16 protein-coding genes are annotated in these 16,878 nt (G+C 49.0%); 11 read left to right on the top strand and 5 right to left on the bottom strand.

Annotated elements, in window-relative coordinates; translation table 11 throughout:
* The first annotated feature begins 1 nt into the window (after position 1).
* Complete coding sequence (uvrA, locus tag G4O42_RS16915; RefSeq protein WP_032876195.1) at positions 2–2,875, top strand: excinuclease ABC subunit UvrA; 2,874 nt, start codon at positions 2–4, stop codon at positions 2,873–2,875.
* A gap of 48 nt (positions 2,876–2,923) precedes the next feature.
* Here the strand turns inward: uvrA and G4O42_RS16910 are convergent, their stop codons facing one another.
* Entirely contained in the window at positions 2,924–3,163 is a 240-nt protein-coding gene (locus tag G4O42_RS16910; protein WP_032876198.1) for a hypothetical protein, read from the bottom strand.
* 197 nt (positions 3,164–3,360) lie between these two features.
* Between G4O42_RS16910 and G4O42_RS16905 the strand changes: the two genes are divergently transcribed.
* From G4O42_RS16905 to G4O42_RS16880, 6 genes are all read left to right on the top strand, one after another.
* A complete protein-coding gene (locus G4O42_RS16905; protein ID WP_003151444.1) occupies positions 3,361–3,687 on the top strand; it encodes a hypothetical protein in 327 nt (108 codons plus the stop codon).
* A gap of 24 nt (positions 3,688–3,711) precedes the next feature.
* A complete protein-coding gene (locus G4O42_RS16900) occupies positions 3,712–4,809 on the top strand; it encodes a DUF4097 family beta strand repeat-containing protein (protein WP_007614045.1) in 1,098 nt (365 codons plus the stop codon).
* 4 nt (positions 4,810–4,813) lie between these two features.
* The gene (locus tag G4O42_RS16895) at positions 4,814–5,008 is read left to right on the top strand and encodes a PspC domain-containing protein (RefSeq protein WP_007407447.1); all 195 of its coding nucleotides are present in this window, start codon (positions 4,814–4,816) and stop codon (positions 5,006–5,008) included.
* Complete coding sequence (locus G4O42_RS16890; RefSeq protein WP_007407446.1) at positions 5,009–5,368, top strand: phage holin family protein; 360 nt, start codon at positions 5,009–5,011, stop codon at positions 5,366–5,368.
* 93 nt (positions 5,369–5,461) lie between these two features.
* Positions 5,462–9,331 (top strand): metallophosphoesterase, encoded by a 3,870-nt coding sequence (locus G4O42_RS16885; RefSeq protein ID WP_032876201.1) that lies wholly within the window; start codon positions 5,462–5,464, stop codon positions 9,329–9,331.
* 167 nt (positions 9,332–9,498) lie between these two features.
* Positions 9,499–10,074: a TetR/AcrR family transcriptional regulator gene (locus tag G4O42_RS16880; RefSeq protein WP_015418312.1), complete on the top strand. Its 576-nt coding sequence runs from the start codon at positions 9,499–9,501 to the stop codon at positions 10,072–10,074.
* 144 nt (positions 10,075–10,218) lie between these two features.
* Here the strand turns inward: G4O42_RS16880 and G4O42_RS16875 are convergent, their stop codons facing one another.
* The 3 genes from G4O42_RS16875 to nagA are packed head-to-tail and all read right to left on the bottom strand — an operon-like array spanning position 10,219 to position 12,876.
* A complete protein-coding gene (locus tag G4O42_RS16875) occupies positions 10,219–10,950 on the bottom strand; it encodes a GntR family transcriptional regulator (protein ID WP_032876204.1) in 732 nt (243 codons plus the stop codon).
* Between the two features lie 13 nt (positions 10,951–10,963).
* Entirely contained in the window at positions 10,964–11,689 is a 726-nt protein-coding gene (gene nagB, locus G4O42_RS16870; protein WP_032876207.1) for a glucosamine-6-phosphate deaminase, read from the bottom strand.
* Positions 11,686–12,876: an N-acetylglucosamine-6-phosphate deacetylase gene (gene nagA / locus G4O42_RS16865; protein WP_032876210.1), complete on the bottom strand. Its 1,191-nt coding sequence runs from the start codon at positions 12,874–12,876 to the stop codon at positions 11,686–11,688. The genes nagB and nagA overlap by 4 nt, the downstream gene beginning before the upstream one ends.
* Before the next feature lie 169 nt (positions 12,877–13,045).
* On the opposite strand from nagA, the gene hprK reads away from it, so the two are divergent.
* From hprK to G4O42_RS16845, 4 genes are read left to right on the top strand one after another with little or no spacing between them, the layout of a single operon-like run.
* Positions 13,046–13,978: an HPr(Ser) kinase/phosphatase gene (gene hprK / locus G4O42_RS16860; RefSeq protein ID WP_003151456.1), complete on the top strand. Its 933-nt coding sequence runs from the start codon at positions 13,046–13,048 to the stop codon at positions 13,976–13,978.
* Positions 13,979–13,992: 14 nt separating this feature from the next.
* Entirely contained in the window at positions 13,993–14,808 is an 816-nt protein-coding gene (gene lgt, locus G4O42_RS16855; RefSeq protein ID WP_032876213.1) for a prolipoprotein diacylglyceryl transferase, read from the top strand.
* Positions 14,809–14,833: 25 nt separating this feature from the next.
* Positions 14,834–15,484, top strand: coding sequence for a pyrophosphatase PpaX (ppaX, locus tag G4O42_RS16850; protein WP_032876215.1), 651 nt, complete (start codon positions 14,834–14,836; stop codon positions 15,482–15,484).
* Between the two features lie 3 nt (positions 15,485–15,487).
* Complete coding sequence (locus tag G4O42_RS16845) at positions 15,488–16,006, top strand: acyltransferase (RefSeq protein WP_032876217.1); 519 nt, start codon at positions 15,488–15,490, stop codon at positions 16,004–16,006.
* Positions 16,007–16,022: 16 nt separating this feature from the next.
* On the opposite strand, the gene G4O42_RS16840 is transcribed toward G4O42_RS16845, so the two are convergent.
* The gene (locus tag G4O42_RS16840) at positions 16,023–16,748 is read right to left on the bottom strand and encodes a C39 family peptidase (protein ID WP_007614029.1); all 726 of its coding nucleotides are present in this window, start codon (positions 16,746–16,748) and stop codon (positions 16,023–16,025) included.
* Positions 16,749–16,878: the final 130 nt, after the last annotated feature.

Here is a 16,878-nt window from a genome sequence, read left to right as displayed (position 1 = left end):
CATGGCAATTGACCGGATCGAGGTGAAAGGCGCGAGGGCGCACAATTTAAAAAACATTGATGTAACGATTCCGCGGGATCAGCTCGTCGTCGTGACGGGGCTGTCCGGATCGGGAAAATCATCCCTTGCCTTTGACACCATTTACGCGGAAGGACAGAGGCGGTATGTTGAATCGCTTTCTGCCTATGCGCGCCAATTTTTAGGGCAAATGGATAAGCCGGACGTCGATGCGATCGAAGGGCTTTCTCCGGCGATCAGCATTGATCAGAAAACGACGAGCCGCAATCCGCGGTCAACCGTCGGAACGGTAACGGAGATTTATGATTATCTCCGGCTGCTGTACGCGAGAGTCGGGAAGCCGCACTGCCCGGAGCACGGCATTGAAATTACGTCGCAAACGATTGAACAGATGGTTGACCGGATTCTTGAATATCCGGAGCGGACGAAGCTTCAAGTGCTTGCGCCGATCATCTCAGGCAGAAAAGGCGCCCATGTCAAAGTGCTTGACCAAATCAGAAAGCAAGGTTACGTAAGGGTGCGGATTGACGGAGAAATGGCCGAGCTTTCCGACGATATTGAACTTGAAAAAAACAAAAAGCATTCCATTGAAGTCGTCATTGACCGGATTGTCGTCAAGGAAGGGGTTGCCGCCCGGCTTTCCGACTCACTGGAAACCGCGCTCCGCTTAGGGGAAGGCCGTGTCATGATAGATGTCATCGGTCAGGAGGAGCTGATGTTCAGCGAGCATCACGCCTGTCCGCTGTGCGGTTTTTCTATCGGAGAGCTTGAACCCCGGCTGTTTTCGTTTAACAGCCCGTTCGGCGCCTGTCCGACTTGTGACGGTCTCGGCTTAAAGCTGGAAGTGGACCCTGAGCTCGTCATTCCCAATCCTGAGCTGTCATTAAAAGAACACGCCATCGCGCCGTGGACGCCGATCAGTTCACAATATTATCCGCAGCTGCTTCAGGCGGTCTGCCGCCATTACGGCATTGATATGGAGACTCCGGTCAAAGACCTGCCGAAGCATCAGCTTGATAAAGTGCTGTACGGTAGCGGCGATGAACGGATCTACTTTAAATACGAGAATGATTTCGGACAAGTGCGCGAAAATGAAATTGAATTTGAAGGCGTGCTGCGCAATATTGAGAGACGGTATAAAGAGACAAGCTCCGATTATATCCGTGAACAGATGGAGCAGTACATGTCACAGAAGCCGTGCCCGACGTGCAAAGGCTACCGGCTGAAGAAAGAAGCGCTGGCCGTTTTGGTCAACGGGCGCCACATCGGCACCATTACCGAGCTTTCCGTCGGCGATGCGCTGGAATTTTTCAAAAGACTGACGCTGTCTGAGAAAGATATGCAGATTGCCGATTTAATTTTAAGAGAGATTGTGGAGCGGCTCAGCTTCTTAGATAAAGTCGGTCTTGATTACCTGACGCTGAGCCGGGCGGCGGGAACGCTGTCAGGCGGAGAAGCTCAGCGCATCAGGCTTGCAACACAGATCGGCTCCCGTTTGTCAGGCGTTCTGTACATTCTTGATGAGCCGTCCATCGGCCTTCACCAGCGTGACAATGACCGTCTGATCAGCGCGTTGAAAAACATGAGGGATCTCGGCAACACACTGATTGTCGTGGAGCATGATGAGGATACGATGATGGCTGCCGATTATTTGATAGATATCGGTCCGGGCGCCGGCATTCACGGCGGCCGCGTCATATCGGCGGGGACGCCTGAAGAAGTGATGAATGATGCGGACTCTCTGACCGGACGTTATTTGTCAGGGGCTCAATTCATCCCGATGCCTCCGGAGAGAAGAAAGCCTGACGGCCGGTTCATTGAAATCAAAGGCGCGTCAGAAAACAACCTGAAAAAAGCGAACGCCAAATTCCCGCTCGGCACTTTTACGGCGGTGACAGGTGTGTCCGGTTCCGGAAAAAGTACGCTTGTGAATGAAATTCTGCATAAGGCGCTTGCGCAAAAGCTTCATAAAGCCAAAGCGAAACCGGGAAGCCATAAAGAGATCAAAGGCCTCGACCACCTTGATAAGGTGATCGACATCGACCAGGCGCCGATCGGCCGGACACCGAGATCAAATCCGGCAACTTATACGGGTGTGTTTGATGATATCCGCGATGTATTCGCGCAGACAAATGAAGCAAAGGTGCGCGGTTATAAAAAAGGCCGGTTCAGTTTTAATGTAAAAGGCGGGCGCTGTGAGGCCTGCCGCGGCGACGGCATCATTAAAATTGAGATGCATTTCCTTCCTGACGTGTACGTCCCGTGTGAAGTGTGCCACGGCAAACGTTACAACCGGGAGACGCTTGAGGTCACATACAAAGGAAAAAGCATTTCTGACGTTCTGGATATGACGGTGGAAGATGCTCTGTCTTTCTTTGAAAATATCCCGAAAATCAAACGCAAGCTTCAAACGCTTGCCGATGTCGGACTCGGTTATGTGACGCTCGGCCAGCCGGCGACGACGCTGTCAGGCGGAGAAGCGCAGCGCGTCAAGCTCGCTTCCGAACTGCATAAGCGTTCCACCGGCCGGACGCTGTATATTTTGGACGAACCGACGACAGGCCTCCACGTTGATGATATCGCAAGGCTTTTGGTTGTGCTTCAAAGACTCGTCGATAACGGTGATACCGTTTTGGTCATTGAACATAATCTCGATATCATTAAAACGGCTGACTACATCGTCGATCTGGGACCTGAAGGCGGATCGGGCGGCGGCACGATCGTAGCCTCCGGGACGCCTGAAGAAGTTGTCGAAGTGAAAGAATCATATACGGGCCGTTATCTGAAACCGGTAATGGAACGTGATAAAAAACGGATGAAAACATTGCTGGCCGAAAAAGAAACGGCAGCCACGTAATAGATCAATAAAAACAGCCCAAAACTCATCGGTTTTGGGCTGTTGTTGTTACAGGCTTTTTTTCTGTTGGGGAAGCTGTCTGCTTAAATGCATTAAGTCCTGCAGAATATGGGTGCTGCTGCTGTCCAGCAGCACTTTTATATATTGGATATCATGGGAAATGGGAAGAGGGGCTGCTTTGATCTGTTCCAATTCAGCCAGCATTTCGCTGTTCATTCTTTTCTGTTCGCGAATTAAATTTCGAAGACTCTCTTCCGTTACTTGGGCGTTTTTGGGATCTTTCTCCATTTGTATGTCCTCCTTGCATACGGTCAGGCTTTGTTACATATTGTAATCGGTTCGGGGAAAAGATTCTATAGTGAAATCTCTGAAATCAAAAATTACGTATAACGAAGCATGTCCTTAGCATGAAAATGAAACCCGCCCATTCGTCATACGTATGTATAAGGAAGGGTTTTTACATCACGGCACAGGGAGTGTTTTTATTGAACCGAAATCAAGCGATTATCGCATCAATCTGTTATTTCAGCGTGTTTCTCGCGCCGCTCATTCTTCCGATTGTGGCTTACTTTGTCGTCGATGAAAAAGAGACGAAGCGGCATGCCATGCGCGCTCTGATTTCCCATATCATTCCGTTTGCGGGATTGCTGATTGTGACCGCGGGTGTTGTCGGCGGATTGATTACGGCTCAGGGGGAGAGTATGGTGCCCGTTTTTGTTATGATAACAGGAGCAGCTGTTTATTTTCTGATCCTCATCGGAATGGTCATTTGGAATATCGTGCAGGGAATTAAGGTGTTACGCCAGGTGTAAGAAAAGTCGGGGGAGGCGTTTTGTATGAAACAGGAGAAAGAACGGATTTTAAAGCTTGTGGAAGACGGCATGCTGACGGCGCAGGAAGCACTGACGCTCATTGAAAAACTGGATCATGAATATAAAGAAAAAGAAGAGCAGATCACCGCATTATCTGCGGAGGTCCAGGAACCTGCGGAAGATTTCGAAAGCGGGGCAAAAGGAAGCCAAAAGCCGTCGCTCGGGGCGAAGCTGTTCGACTGGATTGATTCTGCCGTCAAAAAAGTGAAGGAAGCGGATCTTGATCTGAATTTCGGCCACGCACACGAAGTGCAGCATATTTTTCAATTTAAAGACAGTGAATTCTCGGCCATTGATATGCAGATTGCAAACGGCAGCGTCAATATCGTGCCGTGGGCGGATGAAGATATCAGAGCGGAGTGCCAGGCGAAAGTGTACCGGGCGGACAGTCAGGAGGCGGCGCGCACCGCATTTCTTCAGCACATTGAGTGTGAAGTGAAGGGCAATAAGTTTTTTGTCCGCACGGAAAAGAAAACGATGAAAACCAATGTCACGCTTTATGTTCCCCAGAAAGAGTACGATAAGATAAGAGTGAAGCTGTTTAACGGACCGATCAGAGGGGAACATTTACATGTAAAAGAATTCTCGGCGAAAACGACAAACGGCGTTCTGTCATTCTCTCATTTGACGGCTGATAAAGCATCGGCGGAAACGGCTAACGGACAAATCAAGCTGGCCGGACATCAATGCGGAGCGATTGAAGCGGAAACGATCAACGGCTTGATTGATTTGCGCGGATCGAGTGAATCCATTGACGTTCAAAGCTTTAACGGCAATATCATGCTTACCGTGACAGCGCCGCACTGCCGCTCCATCTACACGAAAACGACGACCGGAAACGTGGATATCGCTCTGCCTGATGATTCGGCGGTGAAAGCGGAGCTGAAAAGCAATCTCGGCTCTCTCAGCCATGAGCTGATTGATGCGGAAATTTTAAAGGAAAAGAATGATACCATTCAAAAAGAACTGATGCTGGCATCAAATCAAGGCCATGATCAGCATCTCTCGATTTTCTCAGAATCGTTAACAGGAGCCATTAAGCTCAAGCATACTCAGAGGTGATTGGATGAAAAGACTTTACCGTTCAGAAAAAAACCGTAAAATCGCCGGCGTTGTCGGCGGTTTGGCGGAGTACGTCAATATGGATGCGTCGCTTTTACGCATTATCACCGTTGTATTAGCGCTTGTCACGAGCGGAATCGTGCCGATTGTATATATTATCTGGTGTTTTGTTGTACCTTTAGAAGGAGATTTGAAATAAATGATCAAATGGGCAGTCAGCATTTTAGTAAATGCTTTATTATTAATCGTTATCGCGGGATATTTTGATTCCGTCCATATCAGCAGTATCGGAGCGGCTGTCATCGCCAGTGTGATTCTTTCTGTGTTAAATGTACTGATCAAGCCGATCATCGTCATATTGACATTGCCCGTCACGGTTGTGACCCTCGGCCTCTTTCTGTTTGTCATCAACGCCATTACGTTAATGATGACCGCAGCCTTGATGGGAGACAGCTTTCAGATTGATGGGTTCGGCACTGCCATTTGGGCATCCGTCGTGCTGTCCGTTTTCCACTTGCTGATCCAAAAAGGCATATTGGAGCCGCTTAGAAAAAGGTAAAAAACGAGCTGTCCCGAGAGGGCAGCTTTTTTATGTGTGATTTACATAAGCGGCAGCCTCCTGACGCAACATAATGCATAGGGAGGTAATGAGATGAAACTTGTGATGACGCTCTTTTTTCTGATTGGTTTGCTTTGTGTGAGTCCTTCTGCGGATGCGGCGCGCAAAGAATCGGCAATCCCCGTGAATCAGCAGGAATTCGGACAGCCGCCTCATTACATACCGCTTCTGGAGAATCCTCCCCAAATCGAAGTAAAGGCGGAAATGAAAAGAAACCTGTTCATACAGGCTCATGTACGGAATGCTGACTATCAAGCGTTTTCGGCGTTTCTTTTTTATAAACAAAGCAATGAGCTGGGATTTAAAATGGTGCCGATGGAGCCCGCGCCAGGCGCAATCCGGCTGTTTACGGCCCAGGTTTCAAAGCGGGATATCTGGAATGGAGAATTGGAATATTACCTCGTTTTCACCAACGGCAGACAGCGGGCGGAATCGGAGAAAAAGCGGCTGAAGCTGGACGGCTATCAAGCCGATTTGAATCATATTCCCGAGCTGATGATTACGGAGCTTGCGGTTGATACGAAAAATGAAGACGGCGCTGATGCCTATGAATTTATCGAGGTGTATAACACGACGGACAGACCCATTCATTTTAAAGACTATCACATCCGCTACCGCTATCCGAAGGAAGGGCCGGAATCAGATATGATATGGAGACCGAAAGAAGATACCGTCATTCCGTCAGGCGGGACTTACGTGTTTTGGCTGAGACGCGCCGCATCAGAACTGACGATAGATGATTTCAATCGCTATTACGGGACACGCCTGAAGGAGGGAGAACATCTCGCCGTCATCGAAGGGACGGACGGAATGTCCAACGGCCGCCCGCGTACGGTGGTGCTGTCGGCAAATACCGGAAAGGGTATCGCCTCAGCGCATTACCGGAAACACGCTTTCCGCCGGCTGACTTCTTTGCTGTACAAATATCCGCTGAACGGAACGGGAGAATTGCTGAGGATCTCCACGAGCGAGCATAAGCCGTCACCGGGCTCTGTTTTTCAGGCGCAGATCCCGCAGCAGAAAAGGGTGATAAAACCCGACAAGAAAAAACCGGTCATCGAAGACCTTACAGACAGAAAGCCCGTCCGGCCCGCTGAAAGCATTGAATTAAAGGCTGACATAAAAGACAAAAACCTTGTCAAAACAGCCGCGTTTTATTACCGGACCAATGAGAAAAAACCATTCAAACGAATTCTGGCCGAAAAAGACCGCAACGACAGCTTATACCATCATATTCTTTATTCCCCGGAACTGCTCGGTCAGGATCAGCTTGAGTATTATATCGCAGCCAGTGATGGAGAAAATGAAGCAAAAACGCCCGTCAAGATGATTGACATTGAACAGACGAGCAAATCACACGGACTCAGAATGAATGTTGAACCCGAAGATACGATATCCGGCACCTATCTGCTCAAAGCGACTTCCGACGTCAGCCCCGATAAGATCAAGCTGTGGATTGACGGCAAACGGCAGGAGACCCGGCCGGCGCTGGAAAAAGAGGTCTATTTCGCCTTCGATGCCCGGAAAACGAATCTTTATTTTCAAAACACCGTCATAATGGAAAATGAGGTGCTGCACATTTTTGACGATCCGTCTCACCGTTACAGAACGCACTCGGTTCTCCTTCCGGAACGTCTGCTACAAAAAGGGGGCAAAACACAGAAAGTATCCATCCGTTCGGGCTCAAAGGTTTCTCCGTATGACACGGGAGAGAATCGGGATGATTTTGTGGTGAAACATGCCCGTCTGGTGCTTTCGGATGGAACGGTGATCAAAGACGGGAAGACGGATCCGGCTGAGCAGCTGTTTATCGGTGACGGCAGGCGGGCGAATCAGCAGAAGACCTTCTCATTCAGCCTGCCGGATCATTTGTTTACGTCACGGCTGCTGCCGTGGAACACGGCGAAGCTTTCTGAAGGCTATCACCATATTTTTGTTAGCGACGGTGAGGAGCAGCTGAGCCAATCTGTGCGGGTGGACAATACGGGGCCGAAGATTGTCCCGGGTATCAAAGAAGGCGCGGCGCTGAAAGGTAATGTTGAGCTGAATGCGGACATCCGTGATAAATGGAGCAAAGTGGAAGAGGTCAAAGCGTTTTTGGACGGAGAAAGCATTACGCTCCCGCATCACACGTCATCAGCCGATCTCAAGCCCGGAAAACATACCCTTACCATCATTGCGGCAGACCTTGCCGGAAATGAAACAACGTCCGTCCGCACCTTCCATATCAAACGGGAGGAGCCGAACCAGCCGGAGCTTGCGGATCAAAAAATCGGCGCCCACAAAGCAAAGCTGTCCGTCCGGGTAAAAGACCCGACGAAGGATGACATGAATGTATCATTTTATCGCGGCTTCCGTTATACCGCGCGGAATCCGGGCAGCGTGAAAGTGTATAAACACGCCTCATTAACGGAACCGCCGAGGGGCATAAAAGAAAATGAAATGCCGTTTACCCTGCCGGAAATGAACCGCATCTCGGCAAATGACGGAAAAACCGTATCGACGGAAAGTGTGGAGCGTTTTCCTTATCACCGATTCGAAGTCTCCGTTGACCCGTCTATCGACGAAACGGATCTGGCCGAGGCGGTCTGGAAAGGAAGCTCTCTGCCCGGCCGAAAGGTAACCATGTATATTTGGAATTACCGGACAAGCCGCTGGCAGGAGGCGGACAGCGTTCTTGCCAAAGATAAAAAGCCGTTTACATTAAAAGCCGCCGTTTCCGCAGCGGATGCGGTGAAGAACTCAAAAATGAATGTCATCGTGCAGGATCAAATACCGGCGAAAGGCAATTACACGTTTGTCTGGATGTCGGATACACAATATTACGCACAAGGACACCCGCACATTTTTGACAAAATGACGGAGTGGATCAAAGAAAATAAGGAAAAGCACAATATTAAATATGTCTTTCATACCGGTGATATCGTCGATGATTCAATGGTGATGAAACAGTGGAAAAACGCCGATCACTCCATGCGGACACTTGACAAGGCGGGGATTCCGTACGGAGTGCTTGCCGGCAATCACGACGTCGGCCATAAAGACGGCACATATCGAACCTTCGGGGATTTCTTCGGGAGCCGCCGGTTTGAACAGAACATGCATTACGGCGGATCATATAAAAATAACCGCGGGCATTATGACCTGCTGTCGGCAAGCGGGAACGATTTTATTATGATTTATATGGGCTGGGGCATTGCGGAACAAGAGATTGACTGGATCAATCAAGTGCTGAAGAGGTATCCGGACCGAACCGCCATCTTATGCTTTCATGAGTACTTGCTTGTCAGCGGAAATCGAAGCCCGATCGGGGAAACGATCTATCGAAAAGTCGTCAAGCCGAATCGCAATGTGGCGATGGTATTAAGCGGCCATTACCATAACGCCATGAAAAAAACCGATGCGCTTGACGATGACGGGGACGGAAAACCGGACCGCCTCGTTCACCAAATTCTGACCGACTACCAGGACGGTCCGGAAGGGGGGCAGGGCTTTATGCGCATGATGCAATTCGATCAGGCCGCCAATCAGGTTCACATGTTCTCCTACTCGCCGTACACGGATGACATCAATTACTATGACACCGATCTGTTCGCTGATAAAGACGAATTCTCAGCAGAAATGGATTTACAGCCGAAGAGGAAAAGGGTGGCGACCGATTATTTTGAATGCAACGTCTATACGAACGAACTGCTCGGTCATAAAAAACACGTAAAAAGCGGAAAAACCGCAAATTGGGTCTGGGACGGCCTGCAGCCTGATTCCGTTTATTACTGGTACACCGTCGTTAAGGACCCGTACAACGGCAAAACAATATCACCGCTGTGGATGTTCAAAACGGGAAATACGCCGTATCGCCCGGCTCCGGATCAGTTTGATTTCAGGCATGCCTCAAACCCATAACGAAAAAAATACAGCCTGCTGATCGCTCAGAAGAAAATCTGACGGTCAGCAGGATTTTTTCTGTGCGTAAATGGCGGCGCCCTGCTGTGATAAGTGCTTTTGACTTTTTTATGTCCCTTTTCTATACTAAAATCGATTGGTTTTCGTAATATGCAGGAGGAAACATAATGAACAGTAAAACCGGGACAAAAGAAAGAATTATTCAAACCTCTGCATATCTTTTTCAGATTCAGGGATATCATGCGACTGGTTTGAATCAAATTATAAAAGAGAGCGGAGCACCCAGAGGGTCTGTGTATCATCACTTTCCAAACGGAAAAGCAGAACTCGCCATTGCGGCGATCAAATATACGGGAAGATGCGTTGAAAAGCAAATACAGAATAGTATGTCTCAATTCGCGGACCCTATAGAAGCGATTCAGCACTTTATTCATGTAACGGCTGAACAGTTTAATGATCCGCAGAATATTGAGGGCGTGCCGGTTGGATTGCTGGCGGGTGAGACCGCTCTGATCAATGAAACGTTAAGATGCACATGTGTTGAGGTGTTCAAAAAGTGGACGGATGTGTTTGCGGCAAAATTTCTTGAGCATGGGTTTGAACAAGAGGAAGCGGAGAAGCTCGGGGTGACAATCAACTCGATGATTGAAGGCGCAATCATGTTTTCGCTGGCTCATAAAAACAAAGAACCGCTGCTACTGGTTTCAAAGCAGGTTCCGTATATTGTCCAAAACAGAGGGTAGCATTTTATTACTCTTTTCTTTATAAAAATAGATGCCAGAACCACAGCCTCTTCGTTTTGCCAGAGTCATAGAGAACATTCACCGGCTTGATTTGAAAATGGCAGATCAAAAAAACATCTCCAACCCGTAACGGTTGGAGATGTTTCATTTCACCCTGTCCATATAATGCACGAATGTGTAGCGGTCGCCTCTGTAGGCGGATCTGACGTGCTCAAAGGCAGTGCCGTCCTGCAGATAAGTGGTCCGCTTGATATAGAGGACGGGGGCGCCGGGCTGGATACCGAGCAGCTCAGCTTCTTCCTCGGAAGCGGCTCCCGGTTCAAGCTCTTGTTTTGCCCGTGAGATCGGCATCTGATTGTACGCTTCAATATGCTCATACATGGATGATTGAAAATGAGAGGCGTCCAGTTTTCCCGCTTTGTCAAACGGAATGTACGAGGCTTCAATCGCCATCGGGATATCATTTGCCAGCCGGACGCGGATGATTTTATGAAGCGTTGCCGGATAGCCGCATCCCAGGATAGAAGATAATTCTTCCGTCGCCTGAATCAGCTGGTATTCGGCAAGTCTGCTCCCCGGCTTCATGCCCCGGCTTCTCATATCTTCCGTAAAGCTTGTCAGCCCTTGAAGCGGCTGTTCCATCTTCAGTTTGCTGACGAACGTTCCCCGGCCTTTCTGCCTGTATAAAAATCCTTCATTCACCAGATTGGAAAGCGCCTGGCGCACCGTCATTCGGCTGATGCCGAATTGTTCGGCGTATTCCCGCTCCGACGGAAGCAGCGCATCCGCTTTCAGCTCGCCGTTTTTGATTTGTGTTTTTAATTGTTCCATAATCTGAAAGTAAATCGGAATCGGAGATTGTTTATCAATCTGCATAGGTCAAATCCTTTCAATCGCCGCCCGCAGCCTTTTCATCAATCAAGACCGTCACATCCGGATGCGCGTGCAGGGCGGAGGCGGGGAATGCTTCGCTGACGCACCCGTCCAGAAGCTGCTTCACCGCTTGGGCCTTGCTTTTTCCGGATGCCATGATCAAAATCCGTTTGCCGGACAAAATCGTCCCGATCCCCATTGTCAGGGCTTTTACAGGGACCTGATCAATTGACGGAAAGTACCGCGCATTCGCCTGTCTTGTCTCTTCATTCAGCTCAACGACATGGGTTCGGGATTCAAATAGCGTCCCGGGTTCATTAAAGCCGATATGGCCGTTGTGTCCGATGCCTAAAAGCTGTATATCCGCTCCGCCGAGTGTTTGAATCAATCGGTCATAGCGTCCGCATTCGGCATCAAGATCGTCTGCCCGTCCGTCAGGGAGAAAGTGGCGGTCCTTTCGGCTGTCGATATGTGCAAAAAAATGTGTATTCATATAATAATGATAGCTGTTTTTGTCCTCGGGAGAAAGCCCGGCGTATTCATCAAGGTTGATCGTCGTGACATTCCGGAATGACAAGCCTTCTGAGCGGTGCATCCGCACAAGTTCTTTGTATACGCCTTCAGGGGTGCCCCCCGTCGCAAGGCCGAGAACGGCATCCGGCTTTTGTTTCACTGTTTCAGCAATAATCGCTGCGGCTTTTTCACTTAATTCTTCATAATGTCTGCATGTGATAACGTTCATGTCCAATCAGCCTCCCTTGAGATATATGCGGTGTTTCCGCGGCAAATCGTTGCCAGCACGCCGCACTGTCCGTCCGTCAGAACAACGTCGGCGTCTTTTCCTTCCGCGATGCTTCCTTTACGGTCGAATATGCCGAGGCGGCGGGCCGCATTTGCCGATGTCATATTTGCTATATCCAGCCATGAGCAGTTTGTAAACCTGCGCATGAGCGCCGCGCCTTCATTCATTTTTAAAATGGAACCGGCCAGCGTCCCGTCAGAGAGAAGCGCCGTGTCCCCGCGAACGGTGACTTTTTGTCCGCCGAATTCGTATTCTCCGTCCTTAAGCCCTTTTGCCCGCATGGAGTCTGTAATCATGATCAGGTTTTGGCTTCCTTTCGCCAAATAGGCAAGCTTAACGGCCAAAGGATGAGAATGAATGCCGTCGGTGATCAGCTCCGCCGTGATACGGCCGCAGGCGAGAGCCGTACCGATGCCCCCCGGCTCACGGTGATGAAAGGAGCTCATGGCGTTGAAGAGGTGCGTCATATGCACTGCCCCGGCATCCGCCGCTTTTTGTAAAAGCTCGGCTCCCGCGTCTGTGTGTCCCATTGACGGGATGATGTTTTGGTCTTTTAAATAACGGATCAGGCTGAAATCAGAATCTTCTTCCGGCGCAAGCGTCACGATTTTGATCAGCCCTCCCGAGAGCCGCTCCCATTTCTGAAAGAGCCCGGCATCAGCAGGAGTAATCCATTGTTTCGGCTGTGCTCCCGCCTTTTTCGGAGAGACAAACGGTCCTTCTAAATGAATGCCGATCAACTCAGCGCCTTTTTGGGCCTGCGGTGAGGAAGACGTCCATTTTTTGGCGTTGACGAGCGCTTTTTCAATGTTTTCGTGCTGCTGTGTGATCGTTGTCGCTAGAAAAGAGGTTGTTCCTTCTTCGGGCAGCCGGGCGGACATTGTATCAAGAGCTGCAACATCAGCATCCATCGTATCCGCGCCGTATCCGCCGTGAATATGAATATCAATCATTCCGGGAAGCGCATATGAACCCTCGGGCGCCTTCCATTCCTTCTCATACGTTTCTTGCGGTCTTGTTTTCCCCGCGTAAGAAATGATGCCGTTCTTTATACCAAGAAATCCGTTTCGGATGATTTCTTCTTCTGTTACGATGTCCGCACCGCTGATTAACAAGCTTTCAGCCACTTTAAAACACGCCTTTCTGGTTAGTTGTTAGTTTTATTTTACTCCTTTTCAGACTAGTTATCTATACCAGTTATGCCGGAATTGTATAAATCTGTTTTGGTTCAGACGGTAAAGTGATAAAATATAACTGTTCAAAGCTCGGAACATCCCAGAACAGGAGGAACATATCTTGGCAAAGGTTCGGACCAAAGACGTAATGGAGCAGTTCCATTTAGAATTGATCAGCGGAGAAGAAGGGATTAACCGCCCGATTACGATGAGTGATTTATCACGGCCCGGTATTGAAATCGCCGGTTATTTTACATATTACCCGAGAGAACGGGTGCAGCTTTTAGGAAAAACGGAGCTGTCATTTTTCGATCAGCTTCCCGAGGAAGATAAGAAACAGCGGATGAAATCGCTGTGCACCGATGTGACGCCGGCTATCATACTTTCCAGAGATATGCCGATCCCGCCGGAGCTTGTAGAAGCTTCCGAGCAAAACGGTGTGCCTGTGCTCAGATCCCCTCTGAAAACAACCAGGCTGTCAAGCAGGCTGACGAATTTTCTTGAGAGCCGTCTCGCGCCGACAACCGCCATTCACGGCGTGCTTGTGGATATATACGGCGTCGGCGTGCTCATAACGGGAAAAAGCGGCGTCGGTAAAAGTGAAACGGCGCTGGAGCTCGTCAAACGCGGCCATCGTCTTGTTGCGGATGACTGCGTCGAAATCCGGCAGGAGGATCAGGATACGCTCGTCGGGAATGCGCCTGATCTGATTGAGCATCTGCTTGAAATCAGGGGTCTCGGCATTATAAATGTCATGACGCTGTTCGGAGCGGGCGCCGTCAGAAGCAATAAAAGAATTACAATCGTCATGGACCTTGAGCTTTGGGAGCAAGGGAAGCAATACGACCGTCTCGGACTTGAAGAAGAAAAAATGAAAATCATTGATACGGAAATTACAAAACTGACCATTCCAGTCCGCCCTGGGCGAAATCTCGCCGTTATTATCGAAGTTGCGGCGATGAACTTCAGATTGAAGCGGATGGGCTTAAATGCTGCCGAGCAATTCACGAATAAGCTGGCGGATGTCATTGAGGACGGCGAACAAGACGAATAGGAGTTGGCAATGATATGAATGAAGCAGGAACACCAATCAATCCGATTGCCTTTCAGCTCGGGCCGTTATCCGTGCACTGGTACGGAATCATTATCGGCGCGGGCGCGTTATTAGGGCTTTGGATGGCCATGAGGGAGAGTGAAAAGCGGGGGCTGAAAAAGGACATTTTTATTGATCTTGTTCTTTTCGCCATCCCGATCGCAATCATTTGCGCAAGGGCATATTATGTGCTTTTCGAGTGGAGCTATTACTCGGAACACCCCGGGGAAATCATTAAAATTTGGAAAGGCGGCATTGCGATTCACGGCGGATTAATCGGCGCGATCGCAACGGGAATCGTCTTTTCAAAAGTAAGAGGCATCTCATTCTGGAAGCTGGCGGATATTGCCGCGCCGAGTATTCTGCTTGGCCAGGCCATCGGGCGCTGGGGGAACTTTATCAACCAGGAGGCTCACGGTGAAGCGGTCAGCCGGTCATTTTTGGAAAGTCTGCATCTTCCGGATTTCATCATTAATCAGATGTACATAGACGGACAATATTATCACCCGACGTTTTTGTATGAATCGCTGTGGAGTTTTGCGGGCGTCGTGATTCTGCTTCTGCTCCGCCGCGTGAACCTGCGCAGGGGCGATCTGTTTTTGACGTATGTGATCTGGTATTCGATCGGCAGATACTTTATTGAGGGAATGCGGACGGACAGCCTGATGCTTACGAGCCAGCTTCGGATCGCGCAGGTCATTTCCATTGTGCTGATTGTACTTGCGATTATTTTAATGATTTTCAGACGCATGAAGGGGTATGCCGATAAGCGGTATGCAGATACGGACTGACGTCTGAAATCGGAAAGGACATAAGATGACTGATAAACGTGTAACCGCCATTTTATTTGATCTCGACGGCACGCTGATTGACACGAATGAACTGATTATCGCTTCTTACCTTCATACGCTTGATCATTATTGCCCGGGGCAGTTCAAAAGGGAAGATGTGCTTCCGTTTATCGGCCCGCCTCTGTATGAAACGTTTGCAGGCATTAATGCTGAAAAGTGCGATGAGATGATCAGCATGTACAGAGCATTCAACCATGAAAAGCACGATGAGCTCGTCACGGAGTACGAAACGGTTTATGAAACGCTTGATGAATTGAAAAAAGCGGGGTATCAGCTGGGTATTGTCACCACGAAGCTGAGGGATACAGTCAATATGGGATTGAAGCTGACAGGCATCGGGGCGTTTTTCGATACTGTCGTCACGCTTGATGATGTCAAGCATCCGAAGCCTGACCCCGAGCCTGTGCGGCTTGCGCTCGGCCGGCTTGGGTGCGATCCGTCGGAAGCCATAATGGTCGGTGACAATTATCACGATGTCATGGCGGGCAAAAACGCCGGCACGAAAACAGCCGGCGTCGCGTGGACGATTAAAGGCGCACAGACGCTTTCCGCCTATGAACCCGATTATATGCTCGAGAAAATGAGTGATTTATTGCACATCACCGGAGTGAAGTAATCCATGAGAAAAACAGACCGCCATCCGGTTTCAGGTGAAAATTCATTGTGGCATGTTTATCAGACGGTTCCCTTCCTGAAGGTGATGAAAAATTTCATCATCATTCAGATCGCAAGGTATACGCCGTTTTTAAGCGTGAAAAACTGGCTGTATCGAACCTTTTTGAAAATGAATGTCGGAAAACAGACGTCATTCGCGCTGATGGTGATGCCGGATATCATGTTTCCCGAAAAAATCACTGTCGGAAAAAACAGTATCATCGGCTACAATACGACGATTTTGGCTCATGAATATTTAATACATGAGTACCGGACCGGTTTTGTCACAATCGGTGACGAGGTGATGATCGGGGCAAACACAACGATTCTGCCCGGCGTCACCATCGGGAGCGGAGCCGTTGTATCAGCCGGCACGCTGGTGCACAAAGATGTCCCGGCCGGGGCGTTTGTCGGAGGAAATCCGATGCAGGTGATCTATACGGACGAAGAAATGAAAAAACGAATGGAAAACCCCGCTGATTAACGTCAGCGGGGTTTTTTTATGACTTGATCACAATGGCCTGGCTGCCCATCTGCTTCCAGGCTTTTTCAAAGTCAGATCGGTCTGTTTTTCTGTTTTTATAGCCGTAAGGATCATTAACGTATACATAATCGTGATCATAACCGGTAACGGCTACGCTATGCATGCTGAACGTAATGTCGATTTTTCCGTTCGGCGTATTCCAAGTCTGCATATTATCAACCGGCTTAAAGGATGTGGTGGTAATCACCCAGACCGGCCGCCCTTTTTCAAGCTGGCGGTACACTGAAGAAATGTCTTTTCCCGTCAGGTCGTATACTTTGTTTCCCGCATATTCTTTGGCAAGTTTATCAATCGGCTCATGATAAACGCCTAAACCCGGGCCGTTTTCCATATCTCCGGCAAATCCTTCATTCGGATCTCCCTTCAGCCCGCTGCTGTAAGTGAGCGGAACTTTATTGATCTTATCCGCCAATGTATTTTTTGACACATGATATCCGGCATTATTCAAAATCATGGCAAGGCTTGTCACCTCACAGCCATTGTACAGTCTGGGAGAATCCATCTGTCTGTACAGAACGACATTCAGCGGTGACGCGCTCCCTTTTAACGGTGTTTTCTCATCAGGCTCGTCGGACTGCTGATTAAAAAAATTCAAATGAATATCGTTTGTATAGATGTTATACCCGAGATAGACAAGGATGGCTGTCAGAATCAGCACACATAATGTTCCAAGCGTCTTCATTATTACTCTCCCTTGTTCTGATGAAGCTATTCTATGTATTATAGCACTTCTGCTCAATATGATTCGATCGTTCCGATATGTTTACAGGTTTGTTCATTCTTTAGCCATGTTTATGGAAAAGAATAGGCGG

It is taken from the genome of Bacillus sp. LUNF1, from assembly GCF_011008975.1.
GTDB classification, from domain to species: Bacteria; Bacillota; Bacilli; order Bacillales; family Bacillaceae; genus Bacillus; species Bacillus velezensis.
This window is presented reverse-complemented; position numbering and strand designations above follow the sequence as displayed.

What these genes read in the sequence shown, in the direction of transcription:
- G4O42_RS16900 (WP_007614045.1), top strand. Translation starts at nt 3,712, where the DNA reads ATGAAACAGGAGAAAGAACGGATTTTAAAGCTTGTGGAAGACGGCATG.
- nagB (WP_032876207.1), bottom strand. Translation starts at nt 11,689, where the DNA reads ATGAACGTTATCACATGCAGACATTATGAAGAATTAAGTGAAAAAGCC.
- G4O42_RS16845 (WP_032876217.1), top strand. Translation starts at nt 15,488, where the DNA reads ATGAGAAAAACAGACCGCCATCCGGTTTCAGGTGAAAATTCATTGTGG.
- lgt (WP_032876213.1), top strand. Translation starts at nt 13,993, where the DNA reads ATGAATGAAGCAGGAACACCAATCAATCCGATTGCCTTTCAGCTCGGG.
- ppaX (WP_032876215.1), top strand. Translation starts at nt 14,834, where the DNA reads ATGACTGATAAACGTGTAACCGCCATTTTATTTGATCTCGACGGCACG.
- G4O42_RS16875 (WP_032876204.1), bottom strand. Translation starts at nt 10,950, where the DNA reads ATGCAGATTGATAAACAATCTCCGATTCCGATTTACTTTCAGATTATG.
- G4O42_RS16840 (WP_007614029.1), bottom strand. Translation starts at nt 16,748, where the DNA reads ATGAAGACGCTTGGAACATTATGTGTGCTGATTCTGACAGCCATCCTT.
- G4O42_RS16910 (WP_032876198.1), bottom strand. Translation starts at nt 3,163, where the DNA reads ATGGAGAAAGATCCCAAAAACGCCCAAGTAACGGAAGAGAGTCTTCGA.
- G4O42_RS16895 (WP_007407447.1), top strand. Translation starts at nt 4,814, where the DNA reads ATGAAAAGACTTTACCGTTCAGAAAAAAACCGTAAAATCGCCGGCGTT.
- G4O42_RS16880 (WP_015418312.1), top strand. Translation starts at nt 9,499, where the DNA reads ATGAACAGTAAAACCGGGACAAAAGAAAGAATTATTCAAACCTCTGCA.
- G4O42_RS16885 (WP_032876201.1), top strand. Translation starts at nt 5,462, where the DNA reads ATGAAACTTGTGATGACGCTCTTTTTTCTGATTGGTTTGCTTTGTGTG.
- uvrA (WP_032876195.1), top strand. Translation starts at nt 2, where the DNA reads ATGGCAATTGACCGGATCGAGGTGAAAGGCGCGAGGGCGCACAATTTA.
- G4O42_RS16890 (WP_007407446.1), top strand. Translation starts at nt 5,009, where the DNA reads ATGATCAAATGGGCAGTCAGCATTTTAGTAAATGCTTTATTATTAATC.